This is a genomic window from Enterobacter sp. 200527-13, assembly GCF_027924865.1.
In the GTDB taxonomy this organism is placed as follows: domain Bacteria; phylum Pseudomonadota; class Gammaproteobacteria; order Enterobacterales; family Enterobacteriaceae; genus Enterobacter; species Enterobacter ludwigii.
In genome coordinates this window covers 70,705-96,011 of the sequence record NZ_BSCM01000010.1, presented here as the reverse complement: position 1 = coordinate 96,011, position 25,307 = coordinate 70,705, and the positions used below count along the sequence as shown (strand labels likewise).

General features: G+C 55.7%; 24 protein-coding genes. 19 read left to right on the top strand and 5 right to left on the bottom strand.

What is annotated here, in order from left to right; translation table 11 throughout:
* Genes phnL through phnP form a run of 5 tightly spaced genes read left to right on the top strand, consistent with a single transcriptional unit; the run spans position 1 to position 3,557 of the window.
* Complete coding sequence (gene phnL / locus QMG44_RS21870; RefSeq protein ID WP_014168259.1) at positions 1-681, top strand: phosphonate C-P lyase system protein PhnL; 681 nt, start codon at positions 1-3, stop codon at positions 679-681.
* Positions 678-1,814 carry an alpha-D-ribose 1-methylphosphonate 5-triphosphate diphosphatase gene (gene phnM, locus QMG44_RS21865; RefSeq protein ID WP_086533146.1) on the top strand — a complete coding sequence of 379 codons (1,137 nt, stop codon included), beginning with the start codon at positions 678-680 and terminating at the stop codon, positions 1,812-1,814. Before phnL ends, phnM begins: the two co-directional genes overlap by 4 nt.
* The gene (gene phnN, locus QMG44_RS21860) at positions 1,811-2,362 is read left to right on the top strand and encodes a ribose 1,5-bisphosphokinase (RefSeq protein ID WP_086533145.1); all 552 of its coding nucleotides are present in this window, start codon (positions 1,811-1,813) and stop codon (positions 2,360-2,362) included. The genes phnM and phnN overlap by 4 nt, the downstream gene beginning before the upstream one ends.
* Entirely contained in the window at positions 2,355-2,789 is a 435-nt protein-coding gene (gene phnO / locus QMG44_RS21855) for an aminoalkylphosphonate N-acetyltransferase (protein WP_014168256.1), read from the top strand. Before phnN ends, phnO begins: the two co-directional genes overlap by 8 nt.
* A gap of 9 nt (positions 2,790-2,798) precedes the next feature.
* Complete coding sequence (phnP, locus tag QMG44_RS21850; RefSeq protein WP_086533144.1) at positions 2,799-3,557, top strand: phosphonate metabolism protein PhnP; 759 nt, start codon at positions 2,799-2,801, stop codon at positions 3,555-3,557.
* Between the two features lie 54 nt (positions 3,558-3,611).
* Here phnP and yjdP read toward each other — a convergent pair whose 3' ends face one another.
* Positions 3,612-3,935 carry a DDRRRQL repeat protein YjdP gene (gene yjdP / locus QMG44_RS21845; protein WP_014168254.1) on the bottom strand — a complete coding sequence of 108 codons (324 nt, stop codon included), beginning with the start codon at positions 3,933-3,935 and terminating at the stop codon, positions 3,612-3,614.
* Positions 3,936-4,004: 69 nt separating this feature from the next.
* Complete coding sequence (rpiB, locus tag QMG44_RS21840) at positions 4,005-4,454, bottom strand: bifunctional allose-6-phosphate isomerase/ribose-5-phosphate isomerase RpiB (protein WP_032681899.1); 450 nt, start codon at positions 4,452-4,454, stop codon at positions 4,005-4,007.
* Positions 4,455-4,805: 351 nt separating this feature from the next.
* On the opposite strand from rpiB, the gene alsR reads away from it, so the two are divergent.
* The 6 genes from alsR (at position 4,806) to alsK (ending at position 10,899) form a co-directional block, all read left to right on the top strand.
* Positions 4,806-5,696: a D-allose utilization transcriptional regulator AlsR gene (gene alsR / locus QMG44_RS21835; RefSeq protein ID WP_014168252.1), complete on the top strand. Its 891-nt coding sequence runs from the start codon at positions 4,806-4,808 to the stop codon at positions 5,694-5,696.
* A 65-nt stretch (positions 5,697-5,761) separates the two neighbouring features.
* A complete protein-coding gene (alsB, locus tag QMG44_RS21830) occupies positions 5,762-6,697 on the top strand; it encodes a D-allose transporter substrate-binding protein (protein ID WP_086533143.1) in 936 nt (311 codons plus the stop codon).
* 76 nt (positions 6,698-6,773) lie between these two features.
* Positions 6,774-8,306, top strand: coding sequence for a D-allose ABC transporter ATP-binding protein AlsA (alsA, locus tag QMG44_RS21825; RefSeq protein ID WP_014168250.1), 1,533 nt, complete (start codon positions 6,774-6,776; stop codon positions 8,304-8,306).
* The gene (gene alsC, locus QMG44_RS21820) at positions 8,285-9,265 is read left to right on the top strand and encodes a D-allose ABC transporter permease (RefSeq protein WP_044857668.1); all 981 of its coding nucleotides are present in this window, start codon (positions 8,285-8,287) and stop codon (positions 9,263-9,265) included. The genes alsA and alsC overlap by 22 nt, the downstream gene beginning before the upstream one ends.
* 10 nt (positions 9,266-9,275) lie before the next feature.
* The gene (gene alsE, locus QMG44_RS21815; RefSeq protein ID WP_086533142.1) at positions 9,276-9,971 is read left to right on the top strand and encodes a D-allulose 6-phosphate 3-epimerase; all 696 of its coding nucleotides are present in this window, start codon (positions 9,276-9,278) and stop codon (positions 9,969-9,971) included.
* A complete protein-coding gene (gene alsK, locus QMG44_RS21810) occupies positions 9,955-10,899 on the top strand; it encodes an allose kinase (protein WP_086533141.1) in 945 nt (314 codons plus the stop codon). The genes alsE and alsK overlap by 17 nt, the downstream gene beginning before the upstream one ends.
* Here the strand turns inward: alsK and QMG44_RS21805 are convergent.
* A complete protein-coding gene (locus QMG44_RS21805) occupies positions 10,811-13,132 on the bottom strand; it encodes an ATP-binding protein (protein WP_086533140.1) in 2,322 nt (773 codons plus the stop codon). The genes alsK and QMG44_RS21805 overlap by 89 nt on opposite strands.
* Positions 13,133-13,313: 181 nt before the next feature.
* Between QMG44_RS21805 and QMG44_RS21800 the strand changes: the two genes are divergently transcribed.
* From QMG44_RS21800 to QMG44_RS21775, 6 genes are all read left to right on the top strand, one after another.
* The gene (locus QMG44_RS21800; protein ID WP_020882824.1) at positions 13,314-14,834 is read left to right on the top strand and encodes a sugar ABC transporter ATP-binding protein; all 1,521 of its coding nucleotides are present in this window, start codon (positions 13,314-13,316) and stop codon (positions 14,832-14,834) included.
* On the top strand, positions 14,831-15,826 hold the full coding sequence (locus tag QMG44_RS21795; RefSeq protein ID WP_014168244.1) for an ABC transporter permease subunit: 996 nt from the start codon (positions 14,831-14,833) through the stop codon (positions 15,824-15,826). Before QMG44_RS21800 ends, QMG44_RS21795 begins: the two co-directional genes overlap by 4 nt.
* A 30-nt stretch (positions 15,827-15,856) precedes the next feature.
* The gene (locus QMG44_RS21790; protein ID WP_014168243.1) at positions 15,857-16,798 is read left to right on the top strand and encodes an ABC transporter substrate-binding protein; all 942 of its coding nucleotides are present in this window, start codon (positions 15,857-15,859) and stop codon (positions 16,796-16,798) included.
* 84 nt (positions 16,799-16,882) lie between these two features.
* A complete protein-coding gene (locus tag QMG44_RS21785) occupies positions 16,883-17,569 on the top strand; it encodes a D-lyxose/D-mannose family sugar isomerase (RefSeq protein ID WP_014168242.1) in 687 nt (228 codons plus the stop codon).
* 10 nt (positions 17,570-17,579) lie between these two features.
* Positions 17,580-18,440 carry a ketose 1,6-bisphosphate aldolase gene (locus QMG44_RS21780; protein WP_086533139.1) on the top strand — a complete coding sequence of 287 codons (861 nt, stop codon included), beginning with the start codon at positions 17,580-17,582 and terminating at the stop codon, positions 18,438-18,440.
* Complete coding sequence (locus QMG44_RS21775; protein ID WP_086533138.1) at positions 18,437-19,444, top strand: carbohydrate kinase family protein; 1,008 nt, start codon at positions 18,437-18,439, stop codon at positions 19,442-19,444. Before QMG44_RS21780 ends, QMG44_RS21775 begins: the two co-directional genes overlap by 4 nt.
* Here QMG44_RS21775 and QMG44_RS21770 read toward each other — a convergent pair.
* The gene (locus QMG44_RS21770; RefSeq protein WP_025206379.1) at positions 19,441-20,172 is read right to left on the bottom strand and encodes a response regulator; all 732 of its coding nucleotides are present in this window, start codon (positions 20,170-20,172) and stop codon (positions 19,441-19,443) included. The two genes, QMG44_RS21775 and QMG44_RS21770, sit on opposite strands and share 4 nt — an antisense overlap.
* Positions 20,173-20,427: 255 nt before the next feature.
* Between QMG44_RS21770 and fdhF the strand changes: the two genes are divergently transcribed.
* Together fdhF and QMG44_RS21760 are read left to right on the top strand one after the other, a co-directional pair.
* Complete coding sequence (fdhF, locus tag QMG44_RS21765; protein WP_078774721.1) at positions 20,428-22,575, top strand: formate dehydrogenase subunit alpha; 2,148 nt, start codon at positions 20,428-20,430, stop codon at positions 22,573-22,575.
* Positions 22,576-22,898: 323 nt separating this feature from the next.
* Complete coding sequence (locus tag QMG44_RS21760; protein ID WP_014168236.1) at positions 22,899-23,573, top strand: tetratricopeptide repeat protein; 675 nt, start codon at positions 22,899-22,901, stop codon at positions 23,571-23,573.
* A 73-nt stretch (positions 23,574-23,646) separates the two neighbouring features.
* Here QMG44_RS21760 and gltP read toward each other — a convergent pair whose 3' ends face one another.
* The gene (gltP, locus tag QMG44_RS21755; RefSeq protein WP_013095082.1) at positions 23,647-24,960 is read right to left on the bottom strand and encodes a glutamate/aspartate:proton symporter GltP; all 1,314 of its coding nucleotides are present in this window, start codon (positions 24,958-24,960) and stop codon (positions 23,647-23,649) included.
* Positions 24,961-25,307: the final 347 nt, after the last annotated feature.

Here is a 25,307-nt window from a genome sequence, read left to right as displayed (position 1 = left end):
ATGATCCGCGTAGAAAATGTCAGTAAGACCTTTGTGCTCCACCAGCAAAACGGCGTGCGCCTGCCGGTCCTGCACAGCGCCTCTCTGGACGTTAGCAAGGGTGAATGCGTGGTGTTGCACGGCCATTCCGGCAGCGGCAAATCGACGCTGCTGCGCTCCCTGTACGCCAACTATCTGCCGGACGAAGGCCACATCTATATTCGTCATGGCAATGAATGGGTCGATCTGGTGCAGGCGCCGGCGCGTAAGGTGCTGGACGTGCGCCGCTCGACGATCGGCTGGGTCAGCCAGTTTTTGCGGGTGATCCCACGGATCTCCGCCCTGGACGTGGTCATGCAGCCGCTGCTGGACCTGGGCGTTCCGCGCGAAACCTGCGCCGCGAAAGCCGCCGGCCTGCTCACGCGCCTGAACGTGCCGGAACACCTCTGGCACCTTGCCCCGTCGACCTTTTCCGGTGGCGAGCAGCAGCGGGTGAATATCGCCCGCGGGTTTATCGTCGACTACCCGATTTTACTGCTTGATGAACCCACTGCCTCGCTCGACAGCAAGAACAGCGCGGCGGTGGTTGAACTGATCGAACAGGCCAAAGCACGCGGCGCGGCGATCGTGGGGATCTTCCACGACGACACCGTTCGCTCCCGCGTCGCAGACAGGCTGCACCCGATGGGGACGCTCGCATGATCGTGAATAACGTAAAGCTGGTGCTGGAAAATGAAGTCATTGATGGCTCGATTGAGATCCAGGCCGGAGAGATCCGCGCCTTTGCGGAAACCCAGAGCCGCGCCCCGGAAGCGATGGACGGTGAAGGAGGCTGGCTGCTGCCGGGCCTTATCGAACTGCACACCGATAATCTGGATAAATTCTTTACCCCGCGTCCGAAAGTCGACTGGCCTGCCCATTCCGCGATGAGCAGCCATGACGCGCTGATGGTCGCCAGCGGCATCACTACCGTGCTGGACGCCGTAGCGATTGGCGACGTGCGCGACGGCGGCGACCGTCTGGAAAACCTTGAGAAGATGATCAACGCCGTGGAAGAGACGCAAAAACGCGGCCTTAACCGCGCCGAGCATCGTTTGCACCTGCGGTGTGAACTCCCGCATCACACCACTCTGCCGCTGTTTGAAAAGCTGGTGGACCGCGAGCCGGTCTCACTGGTCTCGTTGATGGACCACTCGCCGGGGCAGCGTCAGTTCGCCAGAATAGAGAAATACCGCGAGTACTATCAGGGAAAATACGCGCTGACCAACGAGGAAATGGCGCGTTATGAAGAGGAACAGCGACAGCTTGCGGCGCAGTGGTCTCAACCAAACCGACTCTCCATTGCCGCCATGTGTCGGGATCGCAACATTGCCTTAGCCAGCCATGATGATGCGACGCATGAACATGTGCGCGAATCACACCAGCTTGGCAGCGTAATCGCTGAATTTCCCACCACGTTTGAAGCAGCAGAAGCCTCCCGCACCCATGGCATGAACGTCCTGATGGGGGCGCCGAATATCGTGCGCGGCGGCTCACACTCCGGCAACGTGGCGGCAAGCGCGCTCGCGTCGCTAGGTCTGCTGGATATCCTCTCGTCCGACTACTACCCCGCCAGCCTGCTGGACGCCGCCTTCCGGGTCGCGGCTGACGAAAACAATCGCTTTACGCTGCCGCAGGCGATTCGTCTGGTAACGAAAAACCCGGCAACGGCACTTAATCTTCACGATCGTGGAGAGATAGCTGAAGGTAAACGGGCGGATCTGGTGCTGGTTCACCGTAAGGGCGAGCACATCCATATCGACCACGTCTGGCGTCAGGGAAAACGGGTGTTCTGATGGGAAAACTAATCTGGCTAATGGGGCCGTCAGGCTCCGGTAAGGACAGCCTGCTGTCCGCGTTACGGCAGCGGGAACATCCCCAGCTTCTGGTTGCGCACCGCTATATCACCCGTGCAGCGAATGCCGGGAGTGAGAACCATATCGCCCTGAGCGAGCCGGAATTTTTCACGCGCGCCGGGCAAAATCTGCTGGCGCTCAGCTGGCACGCCAACGGTTATTACTACGGGATAGGCATCGAGACAGACCTGTGGCTGCACGCCGGGTTCGACGTGCTGGTCAACGGCTCACGCGCGCACCTTCAACAAGCGCGCGCCCGCTATGAAGCAGCGCTGTTGCCGGTCTGTCTGCAGGTCTCGCCTGATGTGCTGCGCAGCCGGTTGCAGAGCCGGGGTCGCGAAAACGCCAAAGAGATCGAGCAGCGGCTTGAACGTGCGGCGCGCTATACCCCATCGAACTGTCATATCCTCAATAACGACGGAAGTTTGCTACAGTCAGTCGATAACTTTTTAACGCTTATCCGTCAGAAGGAGAAACAGCATGCCTGACTGCCAGCTTCGCCCCGCCACTGCCGACGATGCGCAGATTGTTTACGCGCTGATTTGCGAACTCAAGCAGAGTGAGTTTGATCATCAGGCGTTCCACGCCGGGTATCTTGCCAATCTGCAGGACCACAATATGCGCTACCAGCTGGCTGAATTAAACGGCCAGGTGGTGGGCATGATTGGCCTGCATATGCAGTTTCACCTGCACCACGCCAGATGGATTGGCGAGATCCAGGAGCTGGTGGTCATGCCGCAGGCGCGCGGTCTCAGGGTGGGCAGCCAGCTGTTGGCCTGGGCGGAGAACGTGGCGCGGCAGGCGGGCGCTGAACTGACAGAGCTATCCACCAGCGTGAAGCGCCTGGACGCTCACCGTTTTTATGCTCGTGAAGGGTATACGCAGAGCCATTTTCGTTTCACCAAACTGTTGTAGAGGTGCACGATGAGTCTGACGATTACGTTAACGGGAACCGGTAGCGCTCAGCTGGTGCCGGTGTTTGGCTGCGACTGCGCCGCGTGTCGCCGGGCGCGTCTGCAGGATAACCATCGCCGTCGCCCCTGTAGCGCGGTAGTCAAATTCAACGATGCGGTAACGCTGCTGGACGCCGGTATCCCGCACCTGATGGACGACTGGCCGGCAGGCAGCTTTCAGCAGTTTTTACTGACCCACTACCATATGGATCACGTCCAGGGGCTGTTCCCCCTGCGCTGGGGCGTCGGTGCCCCTGTTCCGGTGTACGGTCCGCCAGACGAGTCGGGGTGTGACGACCTGTTTAAACACCCGGGAATTCTGGATTTCAGCCATACGGTAGAGCCGTTTGTGGTGTTTGAACTGCAGGGCCTGCGGGTCACGCCGCTGCCGCTGAATCACTCGAAAATCACCTTTGGCTACCTGCTGGAGTCCGCCCACAGCCGCGTGGCCTGGCTCTCCGATACCGCCGGATTACCCGATAAAACGGTAAAATTCCTGCTCAATAACCGGCCGCAGGCGATGATCATCGACTGCAGCCACGAACCGCGTGACGAAACGCCGCGCAACCATTGCGATCTGAATACGGTTATTGCCTTAAATGAGATCATCGGCTGTCCGCAGGTGATCCTGACCCATATCAGTCATCAGTTCGACGTATGGATGATGGATAACCCGCTACCCGGCGGGTTCGAGGCGGGATATGACGGAATGACGTTGTTGCTGGATTAGGTCACTCCCTCTCTGAATGAGAGGGCGAGGCGTATGGATGCTAAACCGCGCGTATCAGCGATCGTAATCGTCTTCTAACCGGCGTTCATCTTCTTCTAACTGACGTCTGTCATCATCCAGCTGGCGTTGACGCTCATCCAGACGGCGACGGCGATCCTCCAGTTGCCTGCGGCGATCGTCATACTGACGGCTGTCGGTCTGGCGGCTGCGATCGTAGCGATCGTCGTCATCATCGCTACTGCGACTGCTGCTGGGGTTATAGGCATCGTTGATCGCCTGCTGAATATTGCCAATGGCCTCATCAATAACATCGGCGTGAGCCAGTTGGCTGGTAAGTGACAGCAGACCAAATAACAGAGCGGTAGAGTAACGTTTCATAAGACCAGACTCGCAGGTGGACTGGCCTTACGGTAATGAACAACAGCTGGCTGGGGTAGCGGAGGAATCTCATTTCTGCGCCTGTTCAATCACCCCTATCGCTTCCACTCTCACCTGATGTCTCCCGCCCTCAAATTCTGCATTGAGCCAGGCATCGACAATCATTTTTGCCAGCTCAAGGCCAACAACACGTGAGCCAAATGCCAGTATATTGGTGTTGTTATGCTGCCTTGAAAGCTGCGCAGAATAAGGCTCACTACATACCACTGCACGAATGCCGGGGTATTTGTTGGCCGTAATAGAGATCCCAACGCCGGTACCACAAATTAAGATGCCGCCATCAACCTCACCGTCGAGCAGGGACGTCGCAACAGCGCTGGCATAATGCGGGTAGTCGGTGCGTTCGGGCGACCAGGTGCCCTTATCCACCACCTCTACGCCACGCCCACGCAGATGGGCCAGTATGTCCTCTTTCAGTATGAAGCCAACGTGATCGCAACCAAACGCAATCCTTTTCATGATTTGCCTCTCAGTGAGTAAACTTTACGAACGCGATGTATTTTGTGATTTAAGACCGGTTAGTTGTGCAATAAAACCACAAAACCATCGCGTTCTGAGCGTGTTCTACACCCCTGAGGATCGCATTTCAACCCTGACCTGATGGTTAAGTTTGCCTGTAAGTCTTAGGTCATTAAATGCAGAATAAATTAAATGATTGATTTACAACGAATGAAGCAACAACACACAGCCCAAAACTTCACGAGCAATAAAACTTTATGAATTTATAAATATTGTGAAGTTGGCAGCATATTTCCCGGGGAGGTTGTGATGATATAGTGTCGTCTTCATTTTTAAGGACAACAGAGAGCGATGAGTCAGTCAGAATTTGAAAAAGAGCTGCCTAATGGCATCGGTCTGGCACCTTACCTGCGTATGAAACAGGAAGGGATGACCGACAACGAGAGCCGTATCGTCGACTGGCTGCTTCAGCCAGGTAACCTGAGCGGTGCGCCGGCAATTAAAGATGTTGCCGAAACACTGCTGGTCTCGGAAGCGATGATCGTCAAAGTAGCCAAGCTGCTCGGGTTTAGCGGTTTTCGTACTCTGCGCGCAGCGCTTGTGGACTACTTCTCTCAATCCGAGCAGGTGCTCCCCGCTGAACTCGCCTTTGATGAAGCACCACAGGATGTGGTTAATAAAGTGTTCAACATTACGCTTCGCACCATTATGGAAGGCCAGTCGATTGTTAATGTGGATGAAATTCATCGCGCAGCACGTTTCTTCGCTCAGGCTAACCAGCGCGATCTGTACGGCGTCGGCGGCTCTAACGCCATTTGTGCCGACATCCAGCACAAGTTTTTACGTATCGGCGTGCGCTGCCAGTCCTATCAGGACGCCCATATCATGATGATGTCAGCATCGCTGCTGAAAGAGGGAGACGTAGTGCTGGTGGTAACACACTCAGGACGCACCAGCGATGTGAAAGCTGCAGTAGAGTTAGCGAAAAAGAACGGTGCGAAGATTATCTGCATTACCCATAGCTATCATTCACCCATTGCCAAACTCGCTGATTATATTATTTGCTCGCCAGCACCAGAGACCCCTTTATTAGGGCGCAACGCCTCCGCGCGTATATTACAACTCACACTATTAGATGCTTTATTTGTATCCGTTGCACAACAGAATATTCAACAGGCCACACTCAACATGCAAAAAACCGGTGCTATTGTGGATTTCTTCTCCCCTGGCGCCCTGAAGTAACGATAAAAGGTTGATCCCGTACTAGCGGGATCAACAAAAATATACCCTACATTGAGAACACTGCTATGAATAAATATCTGAAATATTTCAGCGGCGCCGCTATGGGCTTAATGTTATCTACCAGCGCATTTGCTGCCGCAGAATATGCGGTAGTATTAAAAACATTGAACAATCCATTCTGGGTGGATATGAAGAAAGGGATCGAAGATGAAGCAAAAACCCTGGGGGTAAGTGTTGATATTTTTGCTTCGCCGTCAGAAGGTGATTTTCAGTCTCAACTGCAGCTTTTTGAAGACTTGAGTAATAAGAAATACAAAGGCATTGCCTTTGCCCCACTCTCCTCGGTCAACCTGGTGATGCCCGTCTCACGCGCCTGGCAGAAAGGCATTTTTCTGGTCAACCTCGATGAAAAAATCGATATGGATAACCTGAAAAAAGCCGGCGGTAACGTTGAAGGTTTTGTCACGACGGATAACGTAGCCGTTGGGGCAAAAGGCGCAGGCTTTATCATTGATAAACTCGGTGTGCAGGGCGGTGAAGTCGCGATTATTGAAGGGAAAGCCGGAAATGCATCGGGAGAGGCACGCCGCAATGGCGCGACAGAAACCTTTAAAAAAGCAAGTCAAATCAAGCTCGTTGCCAGCCAACCCGCCGACTGGGATCGCATTAAAGCCCTGGATGTCGCCACCAACGTTTTGCAACGCAACCCGAATTTGAAAGCCTTCTACTGTGCAAACGATACCATGGCAATGGGCGTGACACAGGCGGTGGCAAACGCCGGTAAAACAGGAAAAGTACTGGTCGTTGGCACGGATGGCATTCCTGAAGCACGTAAGATGGTCGACGCCGGACAAATGACTGCCACCGTCGCGCAGAACCCAGCGGATATTGGTGCCACGGGCCTGAAGTTGATGGTGGATGCGGCGAAAACCGGCAACGTGATCCCACTAGAAAAAACGCCTGAATTCAAACTGGTTGATTCGGTTCTGGTGACGAAATAACTGATATCCGGTGCGGTCAGATGCCCACGCCCCAACTCTCTCCCACAGGATGAGAGGGAAAAAATAAGGAGTAAACATGGTCACGCCATATATCTCAATGGCGGGGATCGGCAAATCCTTTGGTCCGGTTCACGCATTAACGTCGGTTGATTTAACTATTTATCCCCACGAGATTCATGCGTTATTAGGGGAGAATGGCGCCGGTAAATCAACCTTAATGAAAGTATTGTCGGGAATACATGAACCGACCAAAGGAACTATTACTATCAACGAGGTAAATTACGACAAGCTCGATCATAAACTGGCAGCACAGTTGGGCATTGGCATAATTTACCAGGAGCTTAGCGTTATCGATGAATTAACCGTTCTGGAGAATTTATATATTGGCCGTCATCTGACGAAAAAAGTCTGTGGCGTCAATATCATCGACTGGAAAGAGATGCGTATTCGCGGCGCAATGATGCTTTTACGCGTGGGATTGAAAGTCGATTTAGATGAAAAGGTGGCGAATTTATCCATCAGCCACAAGCAAATGCTGGAAATTGCAAAAACATTAATGCTCAACGCTAAAGCGATCATTATGGATGAGCCCACATCGTCTTTAACCAATAAAGAGGTGGATTATCTTTTCCTGATCATGAATCAATTACGTAAAGAGGGCACAGCAATTGTGTATATCTCGCATAAGCTCGCAGAAATCCGCCGCATTTGCGACCGCTTTACCGTGATGAAAGATGGAAGCAGCGTCTGCACGGGCATGGTGAGTGATGTCACAAACGACGATATTGTGCGCCTGATGGTGGGCCGCGAGTTGCAAAACCGCTTTAACGCGATGAAAGAAAGTACCGGCAACCTCGAACGCGATACCGTGTTCGAAGTGAAAAACGTCACCAGCCGGGACAAGAAAAAAGTACGTGATATCTCGTTCAGCGTGAACCGCGGTGAAATCTTTGGCTTTGCAGGACTCGTCGGCTCAGGCCGCACCGAGCTGATGGACTGCCTCTTCGGGGTGGATAAACGCGCTAGCGGTGAAATCCGTCTCAACGGTAAAACCATCTCCCCACACTCGCCGTTGGATGCGTTGAAAAAAGGGATGGCCTACATCACTGAAAGTCGTCGGGAAAACGGCTTCTTCCCCAACTTCTCTATTGCTCAGAACATGGCGGTCAGCCAAAGCCTGAAAAATGGCGGCTACAAAGGCGCCATGGGCCTGTTTCGCGAACATGAAGAGCGCAAAACTGCTGAAACGCAGCGCCAGCTGCTGGCGTTAAAGTGCCATAGCGTGGAGCAAAACATCACTGAGCTCTCCGGCGGAAACCAGCAGAAGGTGCTGATTTCCAAATGGCTGTGCTGCAACCCGGACGTCATCATTTTTGATGAACCTACCCGCGGCATCGACGTCGGCGCAAAGGCCGAAATCTACAAGGTGATGCGCCAGTTAGCTGACGAGGGCAAGGTCATCCTGATGGTGTCATCCGAGCTACCTGAAATTATCGCCGTCTGCGACCGCATCGCCGTGTTCTGCGAAGGGCGACTGACGCAAATCCTGACCAATCGCGACGACATGGGCGAAGAGGAGATTATGGCATGGGCATTACCACAAGAGTGAAACGCGATATGGACGAAAAAAAACCGTTTAATTTCGCGCTGTTCTGGGACAAGTACGGCACCTTTTTCATCCTCGCGATCATCGTTGCCATCTTTGGCACGCTGTCGTCGGAATACTTCCTGACCACCAATAACATCACTCAAATTTTTGTCCAGAGTTCGGTGACGGTGCTGATCGGGATGGGCGAGTTCTTTGCCATTCTGGTGGCAGGTATCGATCTGTCCGTCGGGGCGATTCTGGCGCTGTCCGGGATGGTGACCGCCAAGCTCATGCTGGCCGGCGTCGACCCGTTCCTGGCAGCGCTCATTGGCGGCGTGCTGGTTGGTGGTGCGTTAGGCGCGATCAACGGCTGTCTGGTCAACTGGACCGGGCTGCATCCGTTCATTATCACCCTGGGCACTAACGCCATTTTTCGCGGCATTACGCTGGTGATTTCGGATGCCAACTCGGTATACGGCTTCTCGTTCGACTTTGTAAACTTTTTTGCCGCCAATCTCTTAGGTGTCCCCGTGCCGGTGATCTTCTCGCTGGTAGTGGCGGTGATCCTCTGGTTCCTCACCACCCGTATGCGGCTGGGACGCAACATCTACGCGCTGGGCGGTAACAAGAACTCGGCGTTCTACTCCGGTATTGACGTGAAGTTTCATATCCTGGTGGTTTTCATTATCTCCGGTGTGTGTGCAGGGCTGGCAGGCGTGGTGTCAACGGCACGACTGGGGGCAGCAGAGCCGCTGGCTGGGATGGGCTTTGAAACCTACGCCATTGCCAGCGCCATTATCGGCGGAACCAGCTTCTTTGGCGGTAAAGGGCGCATCTTCTCTGTCGTGATTGGGGGGCTCATCATCGGCACCATCAATAACGGACTCAATATTTTACAAGTACAAACCTACTACCAGCTGGTGGTGATGGGCGGGTTGATTATCGCCGCTGTCGCCCTCGATAGATTGATCAGTAAGTAAGGAATTGACGATGAAAATTTCCCCCTCCCTGATGTGTATGGACCTGCTGAAATTCAAAGAGCAGATCGAATTCATAGACCAGCACGCGGACTACTTCCATATCGACATCATGGACGGTCACTTTGTGCCCAATTTGACGCTATCACCGTTCTTTGTCAGTCAGGTGAAGAAGCTCGCCACCAAACCGCTGGACTGCCATCTGATGGTGACGCGCCCCCAGGACTACATTAGTCAACTGGCACAGGCCGGAGCGGATTTCATCACCCTGCATCCGGAAACGATTAACGGTCAGGCCTTCCGTCTGATTGGCGAAATTCGCCGTCATGGCATGAGAGTCGGTCTGATCCTCAACCCTGAAACGCCCGTTGAAGCGATGAAATATTACATTCACAAGGCGGACAAAATTACGGTCATGACCGTCGATCCTGGCTTTGCCGGGCAGCCTTTCATTCCGGAAATGCTGGAAAAAATTGCCGAGCTGAAAGCCTGGCGCGAACGTGAAGGGCTGCGCTATGAGATTGAGATCGATGGCTCCTGCAATCAGTCCACCTACAAAAAACTGATGGCCGCCGGGGCTGATGTCTTTATCGTCGGGACGTCAGGACTGTTCAACCACGCAGAGAATATCGACGACGCATGGCAACTGATGGCCGGACAGATTCTGTCGGCAAAGAACGAGGCCCTTCCTCATGCAAAAACAGCCTGATGTCGTCGCCGGAGTGGATATGGGCGCTACCCATATCCGTTTTTGCCTGCTTACAGCCGACGGGGCCGTGCTGCACTGTGAAAAACACCGTACAGCAGACATTATCCGTTCAGGCGTCATGTGCGGCGTCGCAGAAATGATCGTTGCAAGGCTTCGCCACTATCAGGTTCGCTGTCGGGGTCTGGTGATGGGTTTTCCTGCACTGGTCGGCAAAGACAAACGCACCATTATCTCGACACCAAACCTGCCATTACAGGCAACAGACCGACGGGACCTGGCGGGCAAACTGGCGGACGCGCTGGGATGCCCGGTCGAATTCTACCGTGACGTTAACCTCCAGCTCTCTTTTGATGTTATCCAGCACAACTTGCAGCAACAGCAGGTTCTGGCAGCCTATCTCGGTACCGGCATGGGGTTCGCCATCTGGCTGAACGGCGCGCCCTGGACAGGTGCACACGGGGTCGCGGGCGAGCTTGGACATATTCCGCAGGGCGATATGTCACGCCATTGCGGTTGTGGTAACACAGGATGTCTGGAAACCGTCTGTTCCGGTATTGCCCTGAAACAGTGGTATGAACAACAGCCCCGTGATTACGCGATTGGCGAGATTTTTACCTCAGCGTGTCATGACCCCTTTGTCATACAGCTCTTAAATCATGCAGCCCGAGCCATTGCCACCAGCGTAAATCTCTTCGACCCGGATGCGGTGATCCTCGGCGGCGGCGTGATGGATATGGTCGATTTTCCACGCGACGCGCTGATTGCCAGAATTAAACAGCATCTGCGCCGTCCGCTGCCGTATGAGGCAGTCCGTTTCATTACAGCATCATCGTCATCCTTTAACGGTGCTCAGGGGGCGGCGACCCTGGCTCTCTGCCAGTTCCTGTCATCACCTTGCGCAACGCCTGCGCCAGCTGTACACGGGTAAAAGGCTTACGCAGTAACGCCACGTCCGGCAGTTGCGGGTTATGCGTCGGACGCAGATCCTGGCCGCTGATCAGCAACACCGGAAGCTGCGGATAATGGCTGCGCACATGGTTGATCACCTCAGCACCGCTGAGGTTGCCGGGCAGCATTAAATCGCTAATAAACATGCCAATATCCGGTGACGCGTCCAGCATCTTCAGGGCCTGTTCGCCGTTGTCCGCTTCAAGCGTCAGATAGCCCAGCTGATGCAGTTGCTCGCACAGGGTCTGGCGGACATCGGCTTCATCTTCCAGCACCAGTACCAGGCGTTCATTTTCAATGGCAGCCGCGGCGGCCTGGGTCTCATCAGCAGAACTAACAGGCAGCGTCGAGCGTGGCAGATGCAGCCGCACGGTGGTTCCCTGCCCCGGCGCGCTTTCAATCTCCACGCGCCCACCGGACTGGCGTACAAAACCGTAGACCATCGACAGGCCTAATCCGCTACCGCTCCCGGTTTGCTTGGTCGTGAAGAACGGTTCGAAGACCCGGGATTTGACCTCCTGCGACATTCCACTTCCCCGGTCAATAACCTCCAGCGCCACCATATCCTGCCTGCGTCCGTCACTGCGGGTCACGCGCTGATTCCACGTGCGGATCTTAATAACCCCCGTCTGTCCCTCCATCGCATCGCGGGCGTTCATCACCAGGTTAATAATGGCGTTTTCCAGCTGGCTGACGTCTATCCACGCCGGCCACGCCGGTGATTGCGCTTCAATTTCCAGCGTCAGGGTGGCCGGCAGCGAGTGGTACATCAACTCCCGCAGGTTCTCGAGCAGCGGTTTCATCTCTACCGCGTGCGGGGTCAGGGATTGCTTGCGGGAAAACGCCAGCAGGCGCTGGGTCAGCACCGCACCACGCTCGGCGGCCTTGAGTGCCCGGGTGATACGCGGGGCGTCATGTGAGTCAGGATCGGTGAGTTCCAGACTGCCAATGATCACCGCCAGCAGGTTGTTAAAGTCATGAGCCAGACCGCCCGTCAGCTGCCCGACGGCCTTCATCTTCTGGCTGTGCACTAACGCCTCTTCCAGCCCCTGACGCTCGATGCGGTCGATCTCCATCTGCGTGGTTTTTTCTTTCAGCAGGCGGGTGGTGTGGACAAGCGAGGCGGTGTTGCGGGCAAAAACGTTAAACGCTCGCGCCAGCTCACCCAGCTCATCACGGCGCTGCAGTCCGGGGACGGAAACATCCTGCTCGCCGTGGGCAAGGCGCGACATCGCCCGGGAGATGGCCGTCAGGTTGGAGGCCAGATTACGGTAGATATACCAACAGGCGCACCCGGTGATGATCAGTGCCAGCACGGCGAACACGCTGATAAATACACTGATGGAGCGCAGCTCCTGGTGACTCTGGGCAGTGCGCAGCCGGGAGGCCTGCGCCACCTGTTCAACGTACTGATTGATGTCGCTGTTTAATATCGCCACCAGCGCCTTGATGTGGAACATATACCAGCTGATCGCCAGATCGCTCTCCTCCAGCTGCGTCGAGAGCGGAACAAGCTTGTGAAGCTCGGCATTAAAATCGGGCAGGATAGCGTTCACCACGGGCTGCGTCACGCTTCGGGGCAGCGTTGCCGTCACGGCATCCAGCTGCTGAACCGTGGCGCGCGGCGAGGGCGTTTCAATAGCGGCGATGATTAGTCTGTCCATTTCCATAAGCTGTTGCGCATCCGGGACGTTGCTGGCGTAACGGCGGTTGATGTCCTGCAGATGGCGCAAATAGCTCTGGCTTTGATAGAGCGCGCTGAGAAGCGCATTACGCTCCAGATGACGCCGCTGCCCGCGCTCCAGCATGCCCGTCACGCTCTGCTGTAACTCATTACTTCTCTGAATAATTCGCGCCACCAGCGCGGGCTCCTGTTGCGCCAGTGGCGCATCGGCAAGCTGTTCCAGCGAGTGACGCAGCGCCATCTGCATCTGCTTCAGGCGCTCGGCTTCGCCCTTGTATTCCAGCGCGCCTACAACTTGCGAGAGCCGCACCGCCGCCGTTGCCACATTGGCGGTATCGCGGGCGAGGTTCATGCTGCCGGTCATGTCATCCAGCGTCTGCTGCTGCACCTGTTCCTGGATCTGGCTGGCATGACGAAAGCCGAGCACCGCCACGCCGCTGACCATCAGCGTCACCGCCACCACCAGCAGATTAAAAATCAGCAGGCGACCACGGGCGCTGGCAAAGAAGGGCGGACGGTGTGATGGCATACGGTAAGCTCCGGTGCAATGTGATGCCCTCACCCTGGCCCTCTCCTGCTGAGAGGGAAAAAGCGGGGAATTGTGATGTAAGTTAACTATTCATAACTATGACAAATATGAACGGCTTCTGACATTTTGCATTTACCAACCTGTGATGAAGTGCGGATATCGACATTCAAGGAGATCCGCCATGAGCAGAACCCCGGTACTGGAGATGCGCAACATTGCCAAAACGTTTGGCCATTTCCACGCGCTCAAGGGTGTGGATTTGACGGTATACCCCGGTGAGATCCACGCGCTGATGGGGGAAAACGGCGCAGGAAAGAGTACCCTGATGAAGATCCTCGCGGGGGCCTATACCGCCACCAGCGGCGAGATCCTGATTGACGGACAGCCGTTTCACATCAAAGGGCCAAAGGATGCGCTGGCCGCGGGTATCACCCTCATTTATCAGGAGATGCAGCTTGCCCCCAATCTGACCGTCGCTGAAAACATTTTCCTGGGCAGCGAGCTGTCGCGCGCCGGGCTGGTACAGCGCAAAGAGATGGCCGCACAGGCGCAGGCGGTGATTGACCGTCTGGGCGCGCACTTCAAGGCGACCGACCTGGTAATGAGGCTGACCATCGCCGAGCAGCAGCAGGTTGAAATTGCCCGCGCGCTGCACCGTAACAGCCGCATTCTGGTGATGGATGAACCCACCGCCGCCCTCTCCTCACGTGAAACCCATCGTCTGTTCGAGCTGATACTGCGCCTGCGAGAGGAAGGAATGGCGATTATCTATATCAGCCACCGCATGGCGGAAGTGTATGAACTCTCCGATCGCGTCAGCGTTCTGCGTGACGGGCAGTACGTCGGTAGCCTGACGCGCGACAAACTGAACGCCTCTGAGCTGGTGAAAATGATGGTCGGCCGTCCGCTAAGCGATCTGTTTAACAAAGAGCGCGATATCCCGCTCGGCAGCCCGCGTCTTAACGTGCATCACCTTACCGACGGCAAGAAAGTGCTCCCCTGCAGTCTGCAGGTGCGTTCCGGAGAAATTGTCGGCCTGGCAGGTCTGGTGGGCGCCGGACGTTCCGAACTGGCGCAGCTGATCTTCGGCGCGCGCAAAGCCACGGGCGGCATGATTGAGGTCGACGGCGAACCGGTGGTGATCCACTCCCCGCGTGCAGCCATCGACAACGGGATCGGTTTTCTCACCGAGAACCGCAAAGAACAAGGGCTGTTCCTCGAGCTGGCCGCACAGGAGAACATCACCATGGCGACGCTGGAGCGCGACGCCACCTTCGGCATGCTGAACCGCAAAAAAGCGCAGACCATTTCTGACGATGCGATCGCCCTGCTTAACATCCGCGTGCCGCATTCACAGGTCCGCGCGGGCGGCTTGTCTGGGGGCAATCAGCAAAAGCTGCTTATCTCCCGCTGGGTGGCCATCGGCCCACGCATTCTGATTCTGGACGAACCGACGCGCGGCGTCGACGTCGGGGCGAAAAGTGAAATCTACCGCATCATGAACCAGATGGCGCGCAAGGGCGTGGCGATCCTGATGATCTCCAGCGAGCTGCCGGAAATCGTCGGCATGAGCGACCGCGTCTATGTCATGCGTGAAGGCAGCATTGCAGGTGAACTTCACGGAGCAGAAATTTCTCAGGAAAACATCATGACGCTGGCGACCGGCGTGAACGACTCTCATCATCAGGCGGTGCAACTATGACAAATTCAACCCATCCGCAGCAGGTGGCGAAGTCCGCCTCTGCCAAAAAAATGCTGATGAGCGATCTGATGCAGACGGTCGGCATTTTGCCCATCTTGATCCTGATTGTGGCGGTATTTGGTTTTATCGCGCCTAACTTCTTTACCGAAAGTAATCTGCTCAATATCACCCGCCAGGCGTCGATCAACATCGTACTGGCCGCAGGGATGACCTTCATCATTCTGACCGGCGGGATCGACCTCTCCGTCGGCTCCATTCTGGGCACCACGGCCGTGGCGGCGATGGTGGTGTCGTTAATACCTGAGTTCGCCATGCTTTCTATTCCGGCAGCGCTCATGCTCGGCCTGGTGCTGGGTTTGTTCAACGGCGCGCTGGTCGCTTTTGCCGGGCTGCCGCCGTTTATCGTGACGCTCGGTACCTATACGGCACTGCGCGGTGCGGCTTATCTGCTGGCGGACGGTACGACCGTCATTAACTCCAACATTAACTTTGAGTGGATCGGCAATAACTACCTTGGACCCATTCCGTGGCTGGTGGTGATCGCGCTGGCGGTAATTGTGCTGTGCTGGTTTATTCTGCGCCGCACCACGCTTGGCGTTCACATTTATGCGGTTGGCGGCAACATGCAGGCGGCGCGTCTGACAGGCATTAAGGTCTGGCTGGTGCTGTTGTTTGTGTACGGCATGAGCGGGCTGCTCTCGGGCCTGGGCGGCGTGATGAGTGCCTCGCGTCTCTACAGCGCCAACGGCAACCTGGGCATGGGCTACGAGCTGGATGCGATTGCGGCGGTGATCCTCGGCGGCACCAGCTTTGTCGGCGGGATCGGCACGATCACCGGCACGCTGGTGGGGGCGCTGATCATCGCCACGCTTAACAACGGCATGACGCTGATGGGCGTCTCCTACTTCTGGCAACTGGTGATCAAAGGGGCGGTGATCATCATAGCGGTGCTGATCGACAAATACCGTACCCGACACCATCAAAGTGCATAACAACAATACCCTACAAGCGAGGAAGAGAAGATGCGTTTGAAACCGTTAGTGACCGCGCTCTGTGCTGGCGCGCTGCTTGCCGCAACGCCGTTTGCGCAGGCGAAAGATCTGAAGTCCATCGGCGTGACGGTGGGCGACTTGGCCAACCCATTCTTCGTGCAGATCACCAAAGGTGCCGAGCTGGAAGCGCGCAAACTGGCGGGGGATAACGTCAAAGTGACGCTGGTCTCCAGCGGTTACGATCTCGGCCAGCAGGTGGCGCAGATAGACAACTTTATTGCGGCCAAAGTGGACATGATCATCCTTAACGCCGCGGATTCCAAAGGGATCGGCCCGGCGGTTAAACGCGCGAAAGAGGCCGGGATCGTGGTTGTCGCGGTTGACGTCGCGGCGGAAGGGGCGGATGCCACCATCACCTCCGATAACACCCAGGCGGGGGAAATGGCCTGTAAATACATTACTGACCGCCTGAAAGGCAAAGGCAACGTGGTCATCATCAACGGGCCGCCAGTGTCCGCGGTGCAAAACCGCGTCGAAGGCTGCCAGACCGAGTTCAAAAAACATCCGGATATTAAGGTGCTCTCTGATAACCAGAACGCCAAAGGTAGCCGTGAAGGCGGTCTGGAAGTGATGACCTCACTGCTGGCGGCCAATCCGAAGATCGACGGCGTGTTCGCGATTAACGATCCGACGGCGATCGGTGCCGATCTGGCGGCAAAACAGGCCCAACGCAATGAATTCTTTATCGTTGGCGTAGACGGCAGCCCGGACGGCGAAGAAGCGCTTAAGCGTGAGAACTCCCTGTTTGTCGCGACGCCGGCTCAGGATCCGCAGGTAATGGCGGCAAAAGCGGTTGAGATCGGCTATGACATTCTGCAGGGCAAACCTGCGCCTAAAGAGCCTGTGCTGATCCCGGTGACGATGATCGATAAGAAGAACGTCGGATCCTATAAAGGGTGGACAGTGAAGTGATGTAGTGCGGTTTGATGCCCTCACCCTGATCTTCTCTTCGCGGGAGAGTTGGGGTGAGGCCTGACATAGCGTCCAGGGGGCCCCATGAAACGCTCCGAAATCAATGAAATCCTTGGCCACACGCGGCAGTTCTTCTCCATGCACGATGTGCATCTCCCTCCCTTTGCCAGTTTTCCGCCGACGAAATGGCAGCAGCTTGACCCGGCCGCCTGGCAGGAAGTGTTTGATCTCAGGCTTGGCTGGGACGTAACGGCATTCGGCGGCGACCATTTTGCCGCACAGGGGCTAACGCTCTTTACCCTGCGCAATGGCTCACCGAACGGCGTGCCCTATGAAAAGTGCTATGCCGAAAAAATCATGCACGTCCGGGATGGTCAGGTGACGCCCATGCATTTTCACTGGCGTAAACGGGAAGACATCATCAACCGTGGCGGCGGAAACCTGATCGTCGAGTTATGGAATGCCGGCGCACATCAAGAACCTGAAAATACCGACGTGACCGTTACCCTCGACGGCTGTCTGCAGACCCACGCGCCCGGCAGTCAGTTACGCCTGCAACCCGGGGACAGCATCTGCCTCACCCCCGGCCTGTACCACAGTTTCTGGGGCGAACGCGGTTTTGGCGACGTACTGGTGGGGGAAGTGTCATCGGTGAATGACGATGAACACGATAACCATTTTTTACAGCCCATTGCCCGCTATAACAATATCGAAGAAGACGAACCGGCGGTGCTGGTGTTGTGCAACGAGTACAACCTGTTTCGGAAATAAGGAGTAAATAATGCCATTGATTTCTCTTGCCGACGGTCTTGAGCACGCCAGGAAACACCGCTACGCGCTCGGCGCGTTTAACGTTCTCGACTCCCATTTTTTGCGCGCGCTGTTTGCTGCCGCGAAACAGGAACGCTCGCCGTTTATCATTAATATTGCGGAAGTCCACTTTAAGTATGTCTCCCTGGAGTCGCTGGTCGAAGCGGTCAGGTTTGAAGCCGCCCGTCATGATATTCCGGTGGTGCTCAACCTCGATCACGGCCTGCATTTCGAGGCGGTGGTACGTGCGCTGCGCGTAGGCTTCAGCTCCGTGATGTTTGATGGCTCCACCCTGAGCTACGAAGAAAACATTCGCCAGACGCGGGAGGTGGTGAAGATGTGCCACGCGGTTGGCGTATCGGTAGAAGCGGAGCTGGGTGCGGTAGGCGGTGACGAAGGTGGCGCGTTGTATGGCCATGCGGATGAAGCGTTGTTTACGGACCCGCTGCGGGCGCGCGAGTTTGTCGATGCCACCGGCATTGATGCGCTGGCTGTCGCCATTGGCAACGCGCACGGTAAATACAAAGGCGAGCCAAAACTCGATTTCCCTCGTCTGGACGCCATTTGCCAGCAGACCGGCCTGCCGTTGGTCTTACACGGCGGCTCCGGCATCAGCGATGCCGATTTTCGTCGCGCCATCGAACTGGGGATCCATAAAATCAACTTTTATACCGGCATGTCACAGGCCGCGCTCTCTGCCGTTGAGCAACGGATGGCAAAACGTCAGCCTCTGTACGATGAATTTGCAGAACTGTTGCTGGGTATAGAAGAGGCGATTACCGATACGGTCGCCGCGCAAATGCGCATCTTTGGCAGCGCGGGGCAGGCATAATGGAACGTAAAGGGATTATCGCCGCCGGCAATATGCTGGTGGATCACGTCCACCAGATTGTGCAATGGCCGGAACGCGGCTGGCTGGCGGAGATTACCCACAGCGAACGTTCAACCGGCGGTGCGCCGCTGAACGTCCTGCTGACGCTGGCCAAAATGCACGTTGGCCTGCCGCTGCAGGCCGTCGGCCTGATTGGCGAAGATAGCGACGGCGATTACATCCTGGCGATGCTCGACCAGTATCACGTCAACCGCCAGCGGGTGCAGCGCACGACCTTTGCGCCAACCTCTATGTCGCAGGTTATGACCGACCCCAGCGGGCAGCGCACTTTTTTCCACTCCCCGGGCGCCAACCGTCTTCTGGATCTGCCCGCCTTCGACCGCCTCGACGCCGCGATGAAGATTTTCCATCTCGGCTACCTGTTACTGCTCGACAGCCTGGATATGCCCGATGACGAGTACGGCACCCGCAGCGCACGGCTGCTGGCCCAGATGCGCGATCAGGGGTATGAAACATCGCTCGATCTGGTCTCGCGAAAGGGTGACCCGCGCTATCAGCCGCTGGTCCTCCCTGCCCTGCGCCATCTTGATTATCTGGTCATCAACGAACTGGAAGCCGGCGAGTTTAGCGGGCTGGAGATGCGCGACGAGAACGATGCTCCGCACATTGCCCATATCGCGGAAGCCGCCTCACAGCTTCTGGCGGCTGGCGTGCGTCAGCGGGTGGTGATCCACTGTCCGGAAGGGGCGTGGGGGTTAACACCGGACGATGAAGGGCGCTGGATCCCCTCCTGGTTGCTGGAGCGGGAAGAGATTATCGGCAGCGTCGGAGCGGGTGATGCCTTCTGCGCAGGCTTCTTATACGGCTGCCATGAAGCGTTGTCGCTGGTCGAGAGTATTTATCTGGCCCATGCCTGCGCGCGGGCAAGCCTGCTGGCTGCGAACGCCATTGATGGGGCAAAAACGCTGGCCGAGCTGCAGCTGTTTATTAAAGAGAATATTTAAGCCGCTTTCTCGCTGTGAGACACATCGGCAGCAAAGACGTAGCCCAGCCCACGGACGGTTTTAATGAGTACGGGCTGATGCGGGTTGGCTTCTATTTTACGGCGCAGGCGCATGATCAACACATCGATTGTGCGGTCGAACACCTCGGCACTTTCGCTGTGCGTCAGCTCGAGCAGTTGTTCCCGGCTGAGCACCCGCCGGGCGTTCTGGGTGAGCGCCAGCAGCAGACCATATTCTCCCTGGGTCAACGGTACGGGGTTACGCTGCGGATCGCTGAGTTCACAGCGGGAGGTATCCAGCGTCCAGCCATTGAACGTCACGCCCGCCACGCGTGGCACCGGGGTGTCTGCGGCCAGCGCCCCGGTACGGCGAAGCACGGCTTTAACCCGGGCAACCACCACGCGCGGGTTAAACGGTTTGCCAATATAATCGTCGGCCCCCATCTCCAGCCCCACCACCACGTCTGACTCACTGCCCAGCCCGGTCAGCATCACCACCGGCAGCTCCGGACGTTGCTTTTGCAGGTGCAGTAATACCTGCAGGCCGTTGATATCCGGCAGCATCATATCCAGCAGGACAAGGGCGATGTGTGGCTCATGCTGAACCAGACTCAGCGCGTCCTGGCCGTTATGGCAGACGAGCACGCTAAAGACGTGCTCACTCAGCACATCCTGCAGCAGCTCGCAAACTGCGGTATCGTCATCAACCACCAGAATCGCCGGTTTCATCGCATGCTTCCATCAGGGGATTATGTTAAGTCTGAACTATTCTGCCGTCGGCTCCAGCCAATTTGACTTTTACATGACGGAATTACAACCCATGTCACATCCACTGCCCATTCGACACGTCAATTTTGACGATTGGCTGTTTTTCGTCAGGGTTTTGCCCCTCTGTTGGCCGTAAAGTCTGCTGATACCCACAATAAAAACATGGCATAGAAGCTGCATAGTGGGGCGTAAGCATTGATTAACTGGAGCAGACTGATGAAAAAAGTCGTCACGGTTTGCCCTTATTGTGCCTCGGGTTGCAAGATCAACCTGGTGGTCGATAACGGCAAAATCGTCCGGGCGGAGGCCGCCCAGGGGAAAACCAACCAGGGCACGCTGTGCCTGAAAGGCTACTACGGCTGGGATTTTATTAACGATACCCAAATCCTTACCCCACGCCTGAAAACCCCTATGATCCGCCGCGAGCGCGGTGGCAAGCTGGAAGCCGTCTCCTGGAGCGAGGCGCTGGATTATGTCGCCACGCGCCTGAGCGCCATCAAAGCCAAGTATGGCCCGGATGCGATCCAGACTACCGGCTCTTCACGCGGTACCGGTAATGAAACCAACTATGTAATGCAAAAATTCGCGCGCGCCGTTATTGGTACCAATAACGTCGACTGCTGCGCTCGCGTCTGACACGGCCCATCGGTTGCAGGTCTGCACCAGTCGGTCGGTAACGGCGCTATGAGTAATGCGATCAACGAGATAGATAACACCGATCTCGTGTTTATTTTTGGCTATAACCCGGCGGATTCTCACCCTATCGTCGCGAACCACGTGATTCGCGCCAAACAGAATGGGGCGAAAATCATCGTCTGCGATCCGCGCAAAATTGAAACGGCACGTATTGCGGATATGCACATTGCACTGAAAAACGGCTCGAATATCGCGCTGTTGAATGCGATGGGCCACGTCATTATTGAGGAGAATCTCTACGACCAGGCGTTCGTCGCGACCCGTACGGAAGGGTTTGACGAGTATCGGAAAATTGTCGAAGGCTACACGCCGGAGTCCGTCGAAGCGATAACCGGCGTAAGCGCGCAAGAGATCCGCCAGGCAGCGCGGATGTACGCCGGGGCGAAAACCGCGGCCATTTTGTGGGGCATGGGCGTAACCCAGTTCTATCAGGGCGTGGAAACCGTACGCTCCCTGACAAGCCTCGCGATGCTGACCGGAAATCTGGGCAAACCGCATGTGGGCGTGAACCCGGTACGTGGTCAGAATAACGTGCAGGGTGCGTGTGACATGGGCGCACTGCCGGATACCTATCCGGGCTATCAGTACGTTAAGTTCCCGGAAAATCGTGAGAAATTCGCGAAGGCCTGGGGCGTGGAGAGCCTGCCGGAACATACCGGGTATCGCATCAGCGAGCTGCCGCACCGTGCGGCGCACGGTGAAGTGCGTGCCGCCTACATTATGGGTGAAGATCCGCTGCAGACCGACGCCGAGCTGTCAGCGGTGCGTAAAGGCTTTGAGGATCTCGAACTGGTGATTGTCCAGGATATCTTTATGACCAAAACCGCGGCGGCGGCGGATGTGATTTTACCGTCAACGTCATGGGGCGAGCATGAAGGTGTTTACACGGCGGCAGACCGCGGCTTCCAGCGCTTCTTCAAAGCGGTGGAGCCGAAGTGGGATCTGAAAACCGACTGGCAGATCATCAGCGAAATCGCCACCCGCATGGGTTATCCGATGCACTACAACAACACCCAGGAAATCTGGGACGAGTTGCGCAAACTGTGTCCGGACTTCACCGGTGCCACCTATGAGAAAATGGGTGAACTGGGGTATATCCAGTGGCCGTGCCGCGATGAGTCAGAGGCCGATCAGGGCACGTCGTATCTCTTTAAAGAGAAGTTCGACACCCCGAACGGACTGGCGCAGTTCTTCACCTGCGACTGGGTCGCGCCAATCGATAAACTCACCGATGAGTATCCGATGGTGCTCTCTACCGTGCGTGAAGTGGGCCACTACTCCTGTCGTTCGATGACCGGTAACTGCGCTGCACTGGCGGCACTGGCGGATGAACCGGGCTATGCGCAGATCAACACCGCTGACGCAGAGCGTCTGGGTATTGAAGATGAAGCCCTGATCTGGGTGCACTCGCGTAAAGGACGCATCATTACCCGTGCGCAGGTCAGCGACCGACCTAACAAAGGGGCGGTCTATATGACCTACCAGTGGTGGATTGGTGCCTGCAACGAACTGGTGACGGAGAACTTAAGCCCGATAACCAAAACGCCGGAGTATAAGTACTGCGCCGTACGCGTGGAGCCGATTGCTGACCAGCACGCCGCGGAACAGTATGTGATTGACGAATATAGCAAGCTGAAAGCCAGACTGCGTGAAAGCGCGTTGGGTTAATGCCGTTAATTAATCGATGAATAAAAGGGGTGACTTATTCACCCCTTTTTTATTTCTTAATAAGCTATTTATATTATCAATATATATTGTGCACGCTGCCCCGCAGCAATAATGTCATTAGCACCGAAATAAATACCCGGCTTTGTATTTTAATTCAGTGAGAGAATCTCCCCCGCGAGCGTCTAATACCCTCTTTCACAAGCATTATTGTGAGACGAAACGCGGTGGACACCGGGAAATGTTCATTCACCTTTACCGCGCCCGTTTTTTTCTTCTGCAACGACGATTATACTGCGCGGCGTGTACCCAAATGATAAGAATCCATGAAATCAATTTTTCTGATGTTGTTATTTTTTACGTCACTCGTCCACGCGGATGAGATTGGCAGCCAGTACAAGCAACAGGCGGAAGCGGGTGACGCCCGCGCCCAGTATTACCTTGCCGATACCTACTTCAGTTCCGGCGACAGCAAGCAGGCCGCGCAGTGGGCAGAGAAAGCAGCAAAAGGGGGCGATGTCGACGCCATGGCGTTGTTATCGCAAATCCAGTTTACACAGGGCGATTACGCGCAGGCCAAAGCGCTGGCGCAGCAGGCCACTATCGCCGGCAGTAAACGCGGCGCAATTATGCTGGCACGCGTGCTGGTCAACACCCAGGCAGGGAAAACCGACTACCCACAGGCCATCGCACTGCTGCAAACGGCAACCGAAGATATCGACAACGACTCCGCGGTGGATGCGCAAATGCTGCTGGGGATGATTTATGCCAACGGCGTTGAGGTGGCGCAGGACGACGTCAAAGCCGCGTCGTGGTTCAAACGCAGCTCCTCCCTTTCGCGTACGGGTTACGCGGAGTACTGGGCCGGAATGCTGTTCCAGCAGGGCGAGAAAGGCTTTATAACGCCGAATAAGCAGAAAGCGCTCTACTGGCTGAACCTGAGCTGTACCGAAGGATTTGATACGGGATGTGAAGAATTTGACGCGTTGAGTGGGGAGTAAAGTCTCTTACACGGCCCTCTCTTTTGGCAGAGAGGGAATGCGAAAAGGCCGGGTTAACCCCGGCCTTTTTATTTTACTGGTCTGCGGTCTTATCAAAACGACCCAGCACTTCGCGTTCATACGCCAGCGCTTTTTTACGGTCGAATTTGTGCTCCCACTTAGCGATAACCAGCACCGCCAGGGCGTTACCCACCACATTCAACGCCGTACGCGCCATGTCGAGGATACGGTCGACACCGGCGATAAACGCCAGACCTTCCAGCGGGATCCCTACGCTGCCCAGGGTGGCCAGCAGCACGACAAAGGAGACGCCAGGTACGCCTGCGATGCCTTTTGAGGTCACCATCAGGGTCAGCACCAGCACGATCTCCTGCCACAGAGACAGGTCAATGCCGTACAGCTGAGCAATAAAGATAGCCGCAATACTCTGGTACAGCGTTGAGCCGTCCAGGTTAAAGGAGTAGCCGGTTGGCACCACAAAGCTGGTAATCGATGCCGGCGCGCCGTAGGCCTCCATCTTCTCGATAATACGCGGCAGTACGCTTTCAGAGCTTGCCGTGGAGTACGCGAGAATCAACTCATCTTTGAGAATACGGATCAGGATCCAGATGCTCAGCCCACACAGGCGCGCCACAATTCCCAGCACCACCAGCGCGAAGAACAGGATGGCGAAGTGAACCAGAATCACCAGCTTCGCCAGCGGCCACAGAGAGGCGAAACCGAAGTTCGCCACGGTTACCGCGATAAGCGCAAACACCCCAACCGGCGCGTAGCGCATCACCATGTGAGTCACTTTGAACATGGTTTCAGAAATTGAGCGGAACACGGTGACCAGCGGTTCACGGTGCGTGGCAGGCAGGGAGGAGAGACCCAGACCAAACAACACCGAGAAGAAGATGATCGGCAGCATCTCGCCCTTCGCCATGGAAGCCACGATGTTGGTCGGCACCAGCGAAAGGATGGTTCCCATCAGGCCATGCGCGTGGCTCTGTACTTCAGCGGTAGTGCTTTGATATTTCGAAATATCCACCGTCGCCAGCTGCGACATATCGATCCCGGATCCTGGCTGGAACACGTTCGCCAGTGTGATGCCCAGAATGATGGCAATCGTCGTGATCACTTCGAAATAAAGAATTGTCTTCGCGCCGATACGGCCTAACTGTTTTGCATCCCCCACACCGGCAATGCCGACGACCAGCGTTGAGATAACAATCGGTACGACAATCATCTTGATCAGATGAATAAAGATATCTCCTGCCGGGGAGAGCAGGTTCGCAATCAGCCACTCGCGGCTGTCGCTGTGATAATGCAGGTAGCTACCCAGCAGGATACCCAGCACAAGGGCTAGCAAGATTTGCCAGGCCAGGCTGACTTTAACGTTTTTCATAGAAACTGACTTCCTCAATGAAGCGCCCTATTCACATAAACTGCATGAATATGGATACATACTGAAAGGGTATGAATTGTGTTGCGTTGGTTTATGGGATTTTTTAACGCGGCGTATGAGTATCATTTGCGCGGCATGTTGCGCAAGCCTTAAAGAACGGCACATTTCGCTGCAAAAAGCGGTCATGACGTGAGTTTGTCACAATTCCCATCAATAACTTTTTGTTATAAAAAGGCTTTTTTAATGGAAATTGTGAATAATCGGCACGGTGAATTATTTTCCTTCAAAGTTTCATTCGCTCATTTTTCATACTCTTCAAACAATGCGTGATCTGTAGCCCAAATAAT